Here is a 14729-nt window from a genome sequence, read left to right as displayed (position 1 = left end):
CCTCGAAGGTGCGACCTACCAGCCCGATCCGGCGAGCGCCGCTACCCATGCCGTGGTGATGCGCTACCACCAGGCCTGGCGCCGCCATGACGTCGACGCGCTGATGGCGCTGTTTGACCCACAGGTGGAATACAACGACTTCTTCCAGGGGCGTCGGATCGATCCGGCGGAGCTGCGCGAATACCTCCAGACCAGCATGCCGGCAGCAGGGGACGAATCGCAGGTCTACACCGACCGCTTGCGGGTGGACGGCGACACGGCTTTCCTGCAGTACCAGGTGACCCTGCGCGGCACCCAGGGGCTGGTGTCCTTCCGCACCACCGAGGCGTACACCGTGCGTGATCGCCGGATCATCCGCGTCAACGAACACGCTGCGCTGGTCGGCCAGCCGCAAAAGCCCGCCAGTGAGCCGCAACCGCGCATGGCTGACAGCCGGCTGGGGCTTTCCGCTCGGCAGTTGAGCCTGCTGGGTGGCGATATCCAGCAGTACTTCCAGCAGACCCGGCCGTTCCTCAACCCGGACCTGGACATGCCCCAGGTCGCGTCGGCCACCGGCTATACGCGCAACCAGATTTCCTATTTCCTCAACCAGGTGCTGGGCCTGAGCTTCTACCAGTACCTGAACCAGCTGCGCCTGCGTCACCTGTTGAGCCAACTGGGCGATGCCACCAGCGTCACCCGTATCGACGAATTGGCGCGGGCGGCGGGGTTCCGCTCGCTGTCGACCTTCTACCGCTGCTTCCGTGAGGAGACGGGGTTGTCGCCCAAGGCCTATCTGGAGCAGAAGGCGGCTTCGTGATCGGGCCGCTTTTGTAGGATGGCGTGGAGCGAAGCGATACCCATCAATCGCTGGTGACACTGGCGATGGGTATCGCAAGCTCCACCCATCCTACGAGGTGCCATGCGCTCGGGCATGGTCCGCTCCGCGCGTGCCCGCATGTACGGCGCCCGCGTTATCAACCCGGCGCCCGTCCCCCTATGCTCGGCCCACAAGCATTCCAACACGCTCAGGAGACCTTCGCATGCGCGACCAGCTCTACATCGATGGCCAATGGCGGGCGCCCGCTCAGGGCGGCCGCTTCGAGGTATACGAACCTTCCAGCGAAGCCGTGCTGACCGAGGTCGCCGCCGCCACTGGCGAGGATGTCGATCGTGCCGTGCAGTCCGCCCGCCGTGCTTTCGATGAAGGCGAGTGGGGCCGCAGCACGGGCAAGGAGCGCGCCGGCTACCTGCGCGCCATCGCCGACAACCTGCGTGGCCGTCGCGAGGACCTGGCCTGCCTGGAAGTGCAGGACAACGGCAAGCCGCTTCCCGAGGCGCAGTGGGATATCGATGACGCCATCGGCTGCTTCGATTACTACGCCGAGCTGGCCGAAGGGCTGAACGGCGAGGGTGAAGTGGTCGCGCTGCCGGACGAGCGCTTCGCCTGCCGCGTGCTGCGCGAGCCGGTGGGAGTGGCCGGGCAGATCATCCCGTGGAACTACCCGTTGCTGATGGCGTCGTGGAAGGTCGCGCCGGCGCTGGCCGCAGGCTGCACCGCGGTGCTCAAGCCTTCCGAACTGACTCCGCTGACCGCCTTGGAACTGGCCGCCGCCGCCGACGCCGTGGGCCTGCCCGAGGGCGTGCTCAACGTGGTCACCGGTCTCGGTCGAGAGGCTGGTTCGCCGCTCTCGGCGCATCCGGGCGTGGACAAGCTGGCCTTCACCGGCAGCGTGCCGACCGGGCGCGCGATCATGCAGGCGGCCGCCCAGGACATCAAGAACGTCAGCCTGGAGCTGGGCGGCAAGTCGGCCTTCATCGTGTTCGATGATGCTGATGTCGAAGCCGCCGTGGAGTGGATTCTGTTCGGCATCTTCTGGAACCAGGGCCAGGTGTGCAGCGCCACTTCGCGACTGCTGGTGCAGGATGGCCTGCACGACCGGCTGGTGGAGCGACTGGTGGAAGAGACGCGCCGCATCACTATCGGCAATGGCCTGGAACCGGGCGTCCTGCTCGGCCCGCTGGTCAGCGCCGGGCAACATGCCAAGGTGCTGCAGGCCATCGAGGCCGGCGTGCGCGACGGCGCGAAGCTGGCCACTGGCGGCAAGCGCCCGGCCCATCGCGAGAAGGGCTGGTTCGTCGAACCGACGGTATTCATCGACGCGCCGCTGGAGAGTGCCCTGTGGCGCGAGGAAATCTTCGGCCCGGTCCTCGCCGTCCGCCGCTTCAAGGACGAAGCCGAGGCACTGCGCCTGGCGAACGACAGCCAGTTCGGCCTGGCGGCGGCGGTGATGTCCGCCGACCCGGCGCGTTGCCAGCGGGTGAGCCGTGGCCTGCGCGCCGGAATCGTCTGGGTCAACTGCTCGCAGCCGACCTTCACCCAGGCGCCCTGGGGCGGCTACAAGCAGAGCGGCATCGGCCGCGAGCTGGGCGTGTGGGGGCTGGACAACTATCTGGAGACCAAGCAGGTCACCGAGTACCTCAGCGACCAGCCTTGGGGTTGGTACATCAAATAAGCTCGGGAGCGGAAAGCCGTTGTGTAGGAGCGGACTCCGTCCGCGATCGCTTCCCGGCAGCTCAGAGCTGCCCGGTGGCAAATCGCGGACGTAGTCCGCTCCTACGCTCGCCAGGCATCTCGGGCCTCATGTTGGATCAAACGCTCAGTGCGACCCGCCCCTTGCCGCGCAGATACAGGCCGTAGACCACGCCGGCCGCCAGCCAGATACTGCCCATGGTCAGTGCATGCACGTCCATGCCGTCGAGCACCGTCAGCACCACCGCGATGCCGACGATGGGCACCAGCCAGTGGGCGAACCAGCGGCGGCTGCGCCCCTTGATGCCGAGCTTGATCAGTACCGACAGGTGCAGCAGGACGAAGGCAGTGAGTGCGCCGAAGTTGACGAAGGAGGCGAGGGTGTCGATTTTCTCCCGCATCACCAGCGCGATTCCCAGCGACAGCAGCGTCGACAGCACCAGCGCCACGTGCGGCGTGCCATGCCTGCGGTGCAGGCGGGCGAACAGCGACGGCAATTGACGGTCGCGGCTCATGGCGAACAGCACGCGGGATACGCCGACCTGCATCGGCAGCGCGTTGGTCAGGCCGACCATCACTGCGATCACCCAGGCCAGCACCAATGCGAGCCAGGGGCCGATCTGCGTCGAGGTCAGCTCATAGATGGCGGCGGAGGCATCCTTGATGGTCACGCCCGGCATCAGGTTGCCCAGCACCCAGGTCGTCACCACGAACAGCGCCGCGCAGATGAACAGCACGGTGAGGATGGCGCGCCCGACCAGCCGGCGGTCGTTGTCCTTCACCTCCTCGGCGAGGGTGGAAATGGCATCGAAACCCAGGAATGACAGCACGCAGATGGACGTCGCGGTGAACACCTTGGCGACATCGAAGGCGCCGGCGTCGAAGAACGGCGCAGCCGTCAGCGTGCCCGCGCCCTTGCCCTGGGACAGCGCGAACAGCGCGAGGCCCAGCAGGCTGAACATCGCGGTGAACTGCAACACCACCGAGACCATGCTCACCCGCGTGGTGACGGCGACGCCGAACCAGTTGATGCCCAGCGACACCGCCACCAGCAGCACCAGGCAGGGCGCGCGGTCGAGGCCGGGGATCAGGATCTGCAGGCCCACCGACATGATCAGGAATACCAGAGCCGGGATCAGCAGGTAGTCCAGCAAGATGAGCCAGCCGGCGACGAACCCGGGCAGTTCGCCCAGGCAGAGGCGGGCGAAGCCATAGACCGAGCCGGCGCTCTGCACTTCACCGGACAACGTGGCGTAGCTCTGCGCGGTGAAGTACATGCAGATCGCCCCCAGCAGGTAGGCCAGGGCGATCAATCCGCCAGAGGCGTCCCAGACGAAGCCGAAGGTGGTCAGCGGCGCCATCGGCGCGATGTAGGCCATGCCATAGGCCACCAGGTCTTTCAGGCCGAGGGTGCGCTTGAGTTGCGCTCCGCTCTGCAGGTTTGCAACGCCCATGATCAGGCTCCGATCTTGTTGTTCTTGAGGGATGCCCGTCCATGCGACGGGCGTAGTGGCTGCGAGGCTCAGCCGGTGAAGGCGGCGTCACGGTGGACTTCGCGGCCTTCGAGCAGGGTCAGCAGGACCTGGGTCTGGCCGATCTCGTAGGGCGAGATGGCGTAGAGGTCGCGGTCCAGCAGGATCAGGTCGGCATACTTGCCCGGTTCGAGGCTGCCGGTGCAGTCGTCGCGCCAGGCCGCGTGGGCGGCGTTGATCGTGTAGCCCCTGACCGCGTCTTCGATGCCGATGCGGTGCTGGGCGGTCTGCACCGGGCTGTCGCTGCCCAGCGCGGGGTTCTGCCGGGTGAGGGCGCACTGGATGATCTGGAACGGGTCGTAGCCGGTCACGCCCCAGTCGCTGCTGAGCATGCAGGTCACGCCCTGGCGGACGAACTCGCCCAGCGGATAGATGTACTGGCTGCGCTCGGGGCCGATCATGGCTTCGACGATGGCGTCGGCTTCCGGGTTGGGCTGCGCCCAGAGCGTCTGGTAGTTCGCCAGCGCGCCCAGTTGCCGGAAGCGCGGGATGTCCTCCGGCGCGACGACCTGAAGGTGCGCCAGCTGGTGGCGCGAATCCCACTTGCCGTTGCGCTCGCGGGCGATCTCCAGGCCGTTGAGCGCCGCGCGCACTGTGCCGTCGCCGATGCTGTGCACGTGAATCTGGAAGCCTTCCTTGTCGAAGGCCGTGAAGAACTCGTCGATCTGCTCCTGGCTGAACATCAGTTCTGCATTGCCGCCGGTGTCGCTGCGCGGCGCGGCCAGCACGGCGGTGCCGTTCTCCAGTACACCGTCGAGGAAGAACTTCGCGGAATGCAGGCGCACGCGGTCGCCCGGATAGGTGGTGCGCAGGTCCTTGAGTTCGGCCATCTGCTCGGCCAGTGATTTGTGCGCGAAGACTTTCGAGGTCGCGCAAACGCGCAGGGTCAGGTCGCCGCGCGCATGGGAGGCCTGGTAGTTCTTCAGGTAGTTGCGTGCGGCCATGGCATCCAGCACGCCGGTGATGCCGCGGGCGTTGAAGGCCTTGCTGTAGTGCGCCATGGCCTGCAGGTAGTCGTCGTCGCTGTAGCCGGGGGCGATGCGGTTCATGGCCCAGATGGCGTCTTCCACCAGCCAGCCTTTCGGCGTGCCGTCAGCCAGGCGCATGTATTCGCCGTTGTCCGGCTCGGCGCTACCGGGGCGTACACCGGCCCGCTCGAAGGCAGCGCTGTTGGCCCAGCCGTTGTGGTAGTCGCTGGCGAACATCAGCGCCGGGCGGCCGTCGGTGACGCTGTCCAGCAGTTCCCGGGTGAGCTGTTCGTGGTTGAAGCGCGCGGAGGAGAAGCCGACGCCACGAATCCAGGGCTTCTCAGGATGCGCCTGGGCGAAGGCGCGGATGGTCGCCAGCAGTTCTTCGACCGTCGTGGCGTCGTACAAGGAGGCGTTGTGATAGAGGTCTGCCGCGCTCAGCTGGAAATGCACATGGGTGTCCTGCAGGCCCGGCAGCATCAGCCGCCCGCCGGCGTCGATGCGGCGGGTGGTGGGGCCGGCCAGGCGTTCGATCTCGCCATTGCTGCCCACGGCGAGGATTCGTCCATCAGCGATGGCAATGGCTTCGGCACGCGGGTTGCGCTCATCCTGGGTGCGGATGTCGGCGTGGGTGATGATCAGCTCGGCGGTGGTGGGCATGGTGACTCCAGGCAGGCAGCGGGTGGATGACGGTTCGAACCCTGCATCAGCGAGGGCGGGATGGTGCGGCGACCGGCGAAGCGTCATCACGGGAGCTGCGTATCGCCCGGATGGCGCCGGACCGTCCACGGAAGAGGAGGTGTCGGGGCAGGTTCGGTGAGCACTTGCCAACCCCGTCACCGATTGGTTGGCGGGGTGCGATGGACGAAGTGCCCGGTAGCGGGCGGGGCGGCTCATTTTCATTTTTGGGTTCAAAATGCTGGGCAGCTGGACAGGAGGTGTTCCAGCGGGGTGCTTGCCGATCCCTTGATTCTTGTTGGCTTGTCGAGGAGGCTACGGTCGTTTGGCTCGGTGAATAAGCTGCCGCCTGGAATAACACTTGCGAAACTTCGGACTGAATCGTGGACAAGCTCAGCAGCCTGCAGATATTCGTGGTCAGCGCCGAACTCGGCAGTTTCAGCCGTGCCGCGGACGAGTTGGGAAAGACGCCTTCGGCGGTGGCCAAGTCGGTCGGCCAGCTGGAAATCGAGATCGGTGCGCGGCTGTTCGAGCGCACCACACGCAGCATGGCCCTCACCGAGGCGGGCCAGCTCTACCTGGAAACCGCGCGGGAAGTGTTGGAGCGGATGCGCGAATCAGAGGAGGAGATCGCGCAGCTGCACCATAGTCTCAAGGGGCGGCTGCGCATCAATGGCCCGCTGGCATTCGGCCGGCCCTTCCTCAACGGTGCCTGTGCGAGCTTCCTGCAGAAGCATCCGGAGATGCGCCTGCAGGTGGATTTGAGCGATGCGTACATCGATATGCTCGACGGCCGCTACGACCTTGCGCTGCGCCTGGGGCACAGCGATCTGCCGGGGCTGATCGCCCAACCTGTCGGCGAGAGCCGGGTGGTGTTCTGCGCCAGTCCCGGGTACCTGGAGCGCCACGGCGTGCCGGAGCGTCCGGAGCAGTTGGCGGAGCATGAGTGCCTGGTCTATCGCCATCCGGCGCTGGGGGAAAGCTGGCTGATCGAACGGGCTGGCGAGCGGACTCTATTGCCGCGTAGCGGCCGGCTGAACAGCGACAACCAGGAGCTGTTGCTGGAAGCCTGCCTGGCCGGGCAGGGGATATTGCCCTGCCCGTACTGGAGCGTGTTGCCGTACCTGCGGGATGGGCGGTTGCGGACGATTCTCGATGATTGCCATTTCGACCCCAAGGCGCTCGGCTCGGAGCTGTTGGCGGTCTATCCGAGTACAAGGCGCGCGACGCGGAAGATCTTCGCTTTCATCGAGCACCTGCGGGAATACCTGAAGGAGCAGCGGCTGGTGTAGGGCTACCCGTGATGGGGCTCAGATCAACCCTTTGCCTTGCAAATGCTCCCGTAGATACTCGATGAATACCCGCACCTTGCGTGTGCTCCTGCGGTGCGGCAGGTACAGCACATGCACCCAGGGCCCGAAGGCGCTCTGGTCGCGCCAGCAGTCCGGTAGCAGCTCCACCAGTTCGCCACGGGAGAGGTAGGGCTGCGCGCTCCATTGCGGGAGGAACTGCAGCCCCTGGCCGTCCAGCAGGCAGGAGAGCAGGAAGTCATAGTTGTCGCTGGCGACGCGTGGCACCGGCTGGCGGATGCGGATGCGTTCGCCATCGCGCTGTACCCACCAGAAGTTCCGGTTCAGCAGCGGGTGGCGGAAGATCAGCCAGTCGTGCTGCTCGTAGTTGTCCAGCGTCACGTCGATGCCCTTGCTGGCCAGGTAGGCCGGGGTGGCGCAGAGCATCAGGCGGTTTTCCAGCAGCGGCTGGGCGATCACGTCGGGCAGGTCGATGGGGCCGTCGCGCAGGGCGAGGTCGTAGCCGCCTTCCACCAGGTCGGCGAATTCGTCGGCCAGGTCCACCTCCAGGCGCACCTGCGGGTGCTCGCGCAGGAAGCGGCAGCACACGGCGTTGAAGAAGGCCGGGGCAAAGGAGGGCGGGGCGGCGATGCGCAGGCTGCCGCGTAGCTCGTGCTGCAGTTGCTCGACTTCCTCGCCGGCGCGCTGCAGTTGCATCAACGCCTGGCGTGCCCCCTCCAGGTAGATGTGCCCGGCTTCGGTCAGCGCCATGCTGCGGGTGGTGCGCTCGAACAGGCGCTGCCCCAGCTCGGCCTCCAACTGTGCCACGCCCTTGGTGATCGCCGAAGGGGTCTTGCCCAGCTGCTCGGCGGCGCGGCTGAAGCCGCCGTGGTCGGCAGTGGCGACGAACATGGTGAGCGCAGTCATCTTGTCCAAGGATTACTTCCTGATAGGAATAGAAGTTGTGCGGGAAATCAGTGTTAAAGCAATCGGAGCTTTTGCTTAACCTTCGCTGCAGATCAACAATAACTAAGGATCTGCGATGAAACTACTGATTCCGACGCTACTTTCCATGGCGTGCGCTTTTTCCTCGATGGAAAGTATGGCTGCCGCCGATCTCATCTTCCACGGCGGCAAGGTCTACACCGCCGAACCCGGCCAGCCGCTGCAGCAGGCTGTGGCGGTGGAGAACGGCCGCATTCTCGCTGTCGGTTCCGACGCGCAGATCCTCAAGCTCCAGCAGCCGGCGACCCAGGTCATCGACCTCCACGGCCAGGTGCTGATGCCCGGCTTCATCGACTCCCATACCCACCTGGTCAAGGCTGGCCTGCAGATGCTCCAGGCCAACCTGAACAACCAGGACATGCCGCTCGCCGAGTTCGAGAGCAAGCTGCGCGGGTGGCGCGACGATGGCCGTGCGCGCCGTGGGAAGTTCCTCTATGTCGGAGGCATCCCCACGTCCTACTGGGACCAGGTCGGCGAACTGCAGCAGCGTTTCAACCAGGGCGAGTGGGCCACGCAGCCGATCCTCCTGGCTGGCGGCGACTACCACACCGGTTGGGCCAACAAGGCATTGCTGGAGCTGGCCGGGGTCGACGCCGCCAAAGTCAAGTCGCTGCAGGGAGAGGAGCAGGCCACCATCGGCCATGCCGCCGACGGCACGCCCAACGGTTTCCTGGTGGATGCCGGCCTCTACCCGGTACAGGCATTGCTGCCGCTGCCGACCAACGACGAGTTGCTCAAAGCCCTGAAGGGCGCCCAAAGCTATTACCACGAGCTGGGCATCACCGCCTGGATGGAACCCCTGGCAAACGAGAACCCCGGTGGCGACATTCATAACGACTCGGTGGGTGTGCTGCCGGCCTACAAGGCGCTGTCGGAGCAGGGCGGGCTGACCGCTCACGTCGCCGCCTTGCTGATGGCCGACTCCAAGGCCACCCCGGCCGACCTCGACGAACTGGACAAGGTGCGCCAGCAGTTCCTCGGCGTGAAGAACCTGACCCTGCCGGGTATCAAGGTCTTCGCCGATGGCGTGGCCGAGATGCCGGCGCAGAGCGCGGCGATGCTCGAACCCTACAGCAACTCGAAGAAGTTCGGCGAACTGCTGATCGATCCGAAGCACTTCGGCGAGCTGGTCAGCGCCGCCGACGCACGCGGCTGGCTGGTGCACATCCACGCCATCGGCGACCGCGCGGTGCGCGAGTCCCTCAATGGCATCGAGCAGGCGCGCAAGGACCGCAACAGCGGCATCCCGCACTCCATTACCCACCTGCAGATGGTCAACCCGAAGGACTTCCCCCGCTTCAAGCCGCTCAACGTGATCGCTTCGATGCAGCTCTATTGGGCCGCCGCCGACGAGAACAGCGTGGATCTGGTCAAGCCCTACGTCAGCGCCATGGCCTTCATGCACATGTACCCGGCGCGCTCGCTGCTGAAGAACGGCGCGACCATTGCCGGCGCCAGCGACTGGCCGATCACCACCCCCGATCCGTGGAAGGCCATCTACCAGGCAGTCAAGCGCGTCGGTTCCAAGGGTGTGCTCAATGCCGCCGAGGACATTGACCGCCTGACCATGTTCCAGGCCTACACCCTCAACGCCGCGCGCACCATCCGGCTGGAAGACAGCATCGGTTCGCTCAAGCCGGGCAAGCAGGCTGACCTGATCCTGGTCGACCGCGACGTGTTCACCGTCGAGCCCGAAGCGCTGCGTGACACCCAGGTGCTCAAGACCTGGTTCGCCGGCCGCGAAGTCTATAGTCGTTGAGCGTGAAGCTCTGATCCATCCGGAGCGCCCCCGGCGCTCCACTTTCGTTGAACCAGTAGCCGTTGAAAAAGTATCCGTTTAAAAAAGCAATTGCAGGAGCCTTGCCGTGATTCTTCACACCTTCACCACCGACATCCGCGACCCGCTGCAGCGTGGCCGGCAGATCGGCGAAACCTTCGCCGAGCAGATCCGCCAGACCGTGGCGCTGTACCTGGAGTTCTTCCCGCGCGTAGGTGTGGAAATCGACAAGGCCCGTTCCATCGGTGAAGGCAGCCTCAGTGCGCTGGCCGACTGGTGCCCGGCACTGGCGCAGGAAGTCGAAGGCCTCGCCCTGGGCGTTGGCCTGCCGCTGTGGCAACTGGCTGCGCTGAACGCGCGCACCGAAGTGCTGGCGGTGATGCCGCAGCAGCCGGTGGAAGGCGAGTGCTCCACCTCCATTCACGCGCCCGCAGGCGCCACCGCGCCGCGCAGCCTGCAAACCTGGGACTGGCACGACAGCCTGGTGCCCCACGGCCTGCTGCTGCAGTTCCCCGGCGCCACCGGCCTGACCGCCAAGCTGTTCACCGAGTTCGGCATGCTCGGCAAGATCGGCGTCAACAGCGCTGGCCTGGGCGTGCACTTCAACATCCTGCATCACGCCAGCGACAACGGCAGTGCCGGCGTGCCGGTCCATGCCATCGCCCGCCGCGTGCTGGAAGAAGCCACCAGTGTCACCGAGGCCGTCGAGATGGCGCGTTCGGCGCGGGTCAGCGCGTCCACCGTGCTCAGCGTGTTCACCCGTGAAGACGTGCGCGCCCGCGCCGCCAGCATCGAAATGAGCCCGGCGCACACCTCCGTGGTGGTGCCGCGCGAGGATGGCTGGCTGCTGCATACCAACCACTTCCTCGACGGCGAACTGAGCTGGGGCGAGCGCACCGCCGACGTTTCCACCACCTATGCGCGCCTGGACCATCTCAAGGCCAGCATCGCCGGGATGACCGCAGTGGCCCTGCGCGAGCGCGCCGACGCTTTCTGCGGCGCCGAGGGCGACCAGGCCATCGTGTGCTTCCACCCGGACCTGTCGATGCCCGACACCGAACGCTGGGAGACCCTGCTGAGCGTCGGCATCGACACCCGGAGCTGTGCCCTGGAGTACATCGCCGGCACGCCGAAGAAGCTGGCGGAAGAAGGTTTCCTGCGTTTCTGACGTAACCCTGTAGTTCCGATCCATGCGCCCCGCGGCGGCCTTCCGGCCGCTGCGCGGGTTTCGTTTGCCACAAAAACAAGAGTGAGCCGCCATGATCGATCACACACCCGCTGCGCCGGGGTCCCGTTCGGCCTTTCGCACCTTCTGCGTCTCCGGCATGGGCACCGCGCTGGAGTTCTACGACTTCATCATCTACGGCTATGCCGCCGCGCTGGTCTTCCCGCAACTGTTCTTCCCCGGTCTGGATCGCCTCACCGCCGTGCTGATCGCCTTCGCCGCCTTCGGCGCGGGTTTCTTCGCCCGCCCCCTGGGTGGTGTGGTCTTCGGCCACCTGGGCGACCGCTACGGTCGTCAGAAGGCGTTGGTTGCCACACTGGTGCTGATGGGTAGCAGCACTTTGCTGATCGGCTTCCTGCCGACCCATGCGGCGCTCGGTGCCGCCGCACCCTTCCTGCTGGTGGTGCTGCGACTGGTCCAAGGCTTCGCCGCTGGCGGCGAGTGGGGCGGCGCGGCGCTGTTCGGCATTGAAGTGGCGCCCAAGGGTCGTCGCGGCCTGTGGGGCAGCTTCACCAGCATGGGCATCGGCATTGGTGGTATCTTCGGCTCGGCGGTGTTCGCCATCGTCAGCTTCGCCTTCAATGACGACCTCACCGGCATCGGCTGGCGCATCCCGTTCTGGCTCGGTGGCGTGCTGGTACTGATCGGCCTCTACGCGCGTCTGCAGAACGCCGCGGAGCCGCAACCCAAGGCCGCTCCCAAGGCCGAAGCGCGCATGCCGCTGATGGAAGCCTTCCGCCGTCGTCCGCGCGAGCTGCTGCTGTGCATCGGCATCGCCTTCGGCTACGTCACCATCGCCTACATCGGCAGCACCTTCTTCCTCGCCTATGCGACCGACATCGGTTACAGCAGCAGCGAAGCCTTGCTGTTCGACTTCTCCCTGTCGGTGGCCATCGTCATCTCGGCGCCGTTCTTTGGGCACCTGTCGGACCGTTTCGGTCGTCGTACGGTGATGATCGCGGGCGCCGCCATCATGGCCGTGGGACTGTTCGCCTTCTTCCCGATGATCGGCCTGCACAGCTTGCCGCTGGCACTGCTGGCGTACGTCGCCGTGGGCTTCTTCATGGGCGCGACCCAGGGGCCGATCCCGGCGTTCCTGGCCGAGCAGTTCCCGCGCGAGATGCGTTATTCGGGGATTTCCTTCAGCTACCAGATCGGTGCGGCACTGGGCGGCGGCACGGCGTCGAGCATCGCTACCGCGATCCTCATCGCCACCGGACGCAATCCCTTCGGCGTTTCCCTGTACGGCGCGGCGGCACTGGCGCTGGTGGCGTTCTGCTCGTGGATGCTGCGTGAAACCTCGCGCCTGCCGATGGACGTGATCGACCGCGACGATGCGGTGCCGGGCGCCGCGTCCGTGCAGGCGATCAACTGATCGCGCGTGCCCTGGTGCCCGGTACCAGACCGAGCACCAGGGCACAGCCGATGAGGATGATCAGCGCGCCCAGACCCTGCATCAGCGACAGGCTTTCGCCCAGCACCAGTGCGCCGACCAGCACGGCGACCACGGTGACGACGAACTCCACGCTGATGGTCCTGGTGGCTCCGATTCGTCCAACCAGTTGGAAATAGACCACGTAGTTCACCGCGCTCAGTACGCAGCCACACAGCAGCAGATAGATGAATTCCAGCGGCTGCGGCGTGCCCGGTACCGGCACCCAGATCAGTAGCGGCAGGGTCAGCAGGCCGCCGATGAGGAAGGCGCCACAGGTCACCTCCCAGGGGCCGGCAGTGCGCAGGCGCAGGCTCGCATAGTTGCTGCCGAAGGCCGCGCACACCGCGCCGAACACCGAGGCTACGCAACCGAGGATGAACTCGTGAGTGATCGGCACAGTGGGGAAACCCACCAGCAGCACCATGCCGAAGAAGCCCAGGACGAGCCCGCCCAGACCGCTCCAGGTGATCCGCTCCAGTCCCCAGATGCGGCCGATCAACATGGAAAACAGCGGAATCCCGGCAACGAAGATCGCCGCCATGGCAGTGCCGATGCGCGGGGTGGCATAGCTCAGGCCGATCAGTTGGCCGGCGACCGTGGTGGCGCCGACCACGCACAGCGGCTTCCACAAGCCTTCGAAATTCAGCTTGCGCCCGGATAGCCTGGCCACCGCGAAGAGGGTGAAGCTGGCGATCAGCGCACGGAAGGTTACCGTCCCGGCCCAGCCGAAGCCGGCGATGGCCTTGAGCAGAACGAGAAAGGACAGCCCCCAGCCAATCGCGAGGAACAGGTAGGCGGCGAGGTCGCGCGGTTGCATAAGGATCCCGGAGCGCAAAGGCAGAAAGTGGGCCACCCAAGTGCGGCGGCCAATACGGCTATGACGAGTGCGGCTATCTTGCCGGTCGCCCGTGACGCTTGGGAAGGCGGCGCACCGACGTTTTTCTATCTGTCGGCGTCGCCATCCGGCTTTCGCCCTGGCGAGGCCATTGCGCGCGCCTGCCGGGGAGCGACAAGTCGCTATTTGCTGCTGCCCTGCGACGGGTGGTCGGCGCGTTCTCGAACCGTCCCCGGCTGCCTTCGGCGATGCACGCCTGGGCAGCAGCAAGCGCGCCGCCAGGCCCTTTGGATTCCTGTGCGATCAACATCCGCGCGTCTTGCGCCTTCGCCTCCGAGCTTGAATTCTCTCGTGGCCGGAAATATTCAGGCGTTGGGTGATTTATGGGCGGTGCCCGCTGCCACCTCGCAATGCATCTCCCAACGAGACCTTGTTCGATACATTGAGCTTCAGGTAGCACTGTTGAAGGTAGCCGCGAACCGTAGCCGGCTTAAGCCCAAGGTCGCGTGCAATCTCCTTGTGCGAGCCGCCGGCAGCATAGGCGCGCGCCACCGTTTCCTCCCGGCGGGTAAGCCCCAGGCTGGCGCGACGCTGCAGGCTCAATTGGCAGCCTCCATCCTTGCCTTGGGATACCGACACATCCAGCGTGCGCCCTTGCCACTGCCCTGCGCCGATATGAATCATGCGGCGCAGCGTATTGGGTAAGTGCCCCCCAAACCACTCGGGAAACTCGGCCATGAACACCTGGCAGAAGGCGGGCGTGGCTTGCTCCAGCCAGGCGTGCTTGCTCACTGTCGCTGTCAACTGGCGGGCGTTGGCCTGCTCGCTTTGCCAGGTTGCCAGTGCCTGTTTCTCTTCGGCCAGGAACAGGTGGGGCATCAGTAGTTCGACCAGTGCGCGGTCTTCCTCCGTGAATAACGGCAGCGAGTCGTCGCGGTAGATTGATAGAAAATGCACGAGCCCAGTGTCTTCGGCAGGCGCCGCCGTCGACAGCGCTGACACAATTCCGTAGTTCGCGTCGAACTCCTCCGGCGTCTCGTAGCCGTTGTATCTCACCGTGACCCCGGGATGCTCGATGACGGTCTGTGCCAGATCGTCGATCTCGGCGCTCGAGAGCCAGTCATCGGCGAAACCGGCCGGGAGCCGATGAAGATAGCTCTGGAGCACCCTGGGTGAGCCACTTCTCAAGTGCGCTACTCCCCACCACGCGGCGCTGATGGGTAGATGGGCTTCCAGCAATGCCAGGGCGCCGCTCCGGAAATTCTCGAGTGTCGACTGTGCGGAGAGTCGGTGCCATGCCAGGAGCAGGGATGACAGGGTTGAGAGTTGCATGTCTTCGCGGGTCCCTTCCCCAGGCCAGTGAGATGATGATTCCACGATTCTACGCAGCTGAAGTTGGGGCGCAAACACACCATTGCCCACTGCAATTGCAGGGTTGGCGCAGTGCCTGTGTCTTGCTGAACTTGCGCCTCC

At 65.6% G+C, this 14729-nt stretch carries 11 protein-coding genes; 6 read left to right on the top strand and 5 right to left on the bottom strand.

The features are described from left to right. The first annotated feature begins 58 nt into the window (after positions 1-58). Together GA645_RS14820 and GA645_RS14815 are read left to right on the top strand one after the other, a co-directional pair. Positions 59-799: a helix-turn-helix domain-containing protein gene (locus GA645_RS14820; protein WP_372239807.1), complete on the top strand. Its 741-nt coding sequence runs from the start codon at positions 59-61 to the stop codon at positions 797-799. A gap of 223 nt (positions 800-1022) precedes the next feature. Further along, positions 1023-2495: an aldehyde dehydrogenase family protein gene (locus tag GA645_RS14815; RefSeq protein ID WP_152223774.1), complete on the top strand. Its 1473-nt coding sequence runs from the start codon at positions 1023-1025 to the stop codon at positions 2493-2495. A 136-nt stretch (positions 2496-2631) separates the two neighbouring features. Here the strand turns inward: GA645_RS14815 and GA645_RS14810 are convergent, their stop codons facing one another. Further along, positions 2632-3966 (bottom strand): APC family permease, encoded by a 1335-nt coding sequence (locus tag GA645_RS14810; RefSeq protein ID WP_152223773.1) that lies wholly within the window; start codon positions 3964-3966, stop codon positions 2632-2634. Between the two features lie 68 nt (positions 3967-4034). Then, complete coding sequence (locus GA645_RS14805) at positions 4035-5672, bottom strand: amidohydrolase (protein ID WP_178119551.1); 1638 nt, start codon at positions 5670-5672, stop codon at positions 4035-4037. Between the two features lie 401 nt (positions 5673-6073). Here GA645_RS14805 and GA645_RS14800 point away from each other — a divergent pair, with 401 nt between their 5' ends. After that, positions 6074-6982, top strand: coding sequence for a LysR family transcriptional regulator (locus tag GA645_RS14800; RefSeq protein WP_152223771.1), 909 nt, complete (start codon positions 6074-6076; stop codon positions 6980-6982). Positions 6983-7000: 18 nt separating this feature from the next. Here GA645_RS14800 and GA645_RS14795 read toward each other — a convergent pair whose 3' ends face one another. Then, positions 7001-7915, bottom strand: a complete 915-nt coding sequence (locus GA645_RS14795) for a LysR family transcriptional regulator (RefSeq protein ID WP_152223770.1) — start codon at positions 7913-7915, stop codon at positions 7001-7003. A 106-nt stretch (positions 7916-8021) separates the two neighbouring features. On the opposite strand from GA645_RS14795, the gene GA645_RS14790 reads away from it, so the two are divergent. From GA645_RS14790 to GA645_RS14780, 3 genes are all read left to right on the top strand, one after another. After that, entirely contained in the window at positions 8022-9743 is a 1722-nt protein-coding gene (locus GA645_RS14790) for an amidohydrolase (RefSeq protein ID WP_152223769.1), read from the top strand. Positions 9744-9849: 106 nt separating this feature from the next. After that, entirely contained in the window at positions 9850-10929 is a 1080-nt protein-coding gene (locus GA645_RS14785) for a C45 family peptidase (protein ID WP_152223768.1), read from the top strand. A gap of 91 nt (positions 10930-11020) precedes the next feature. Then, positions 11021-12361 carry an MFS transporter gene (locus GA645_RS14780; protein ID WP_152223767.1) on the top strand — a complete coding sequence of 447 codons (1341 nt, stop codon included), beginning with the start codon at positions 11021-11023 and terminating at the stop codon, positions 12359-12361. On the opposite strand, the gene GA645_RS14775 is transcribed toward GA645_RS14780, so the two are convergent. Continuing rightward, positions 12354-13238, bottom strand: coding sequence for a DMT family transporter (locus GA645_RS14775; protein ID WP_152223766.1), 885 nt, complete (start codon positions 13236-13238; stop codon positions 12354-12356). The genes GA645_RS14780 and GA645_RS14775 overlap by 8 nt on opposite strands. A 399-nt stretch (positions 13239-13637) precedes the next feature. Continuing rightward, a complete protein-coding gene (locus GA645_RS14770) occupies positions 13638-14588 on the bottom strand; it encodes a LuxR C-terminal-related transcriptional regulator (RefSeq protein ID WP_178119550.1) in 951 nt (316 codons plus the stop codon). Positions 14589-14729: the final 141 nt, after the last annotated feature.

The sequence above is a fragment of the Pseudomonas sp. SCB32 genome (assembly GCF_009189165.1).
In the GTDB taxonomy this organism is placed as follows: domain Bacteria; phylum Pseudomonadota; class Gammaproteobacteria; order Pseudomonadales; family Pseudomonadaceae; genus Pseudomonas.
This window is presented reverse-complemented; position numbering and strand designations above follow the sequence as displayed.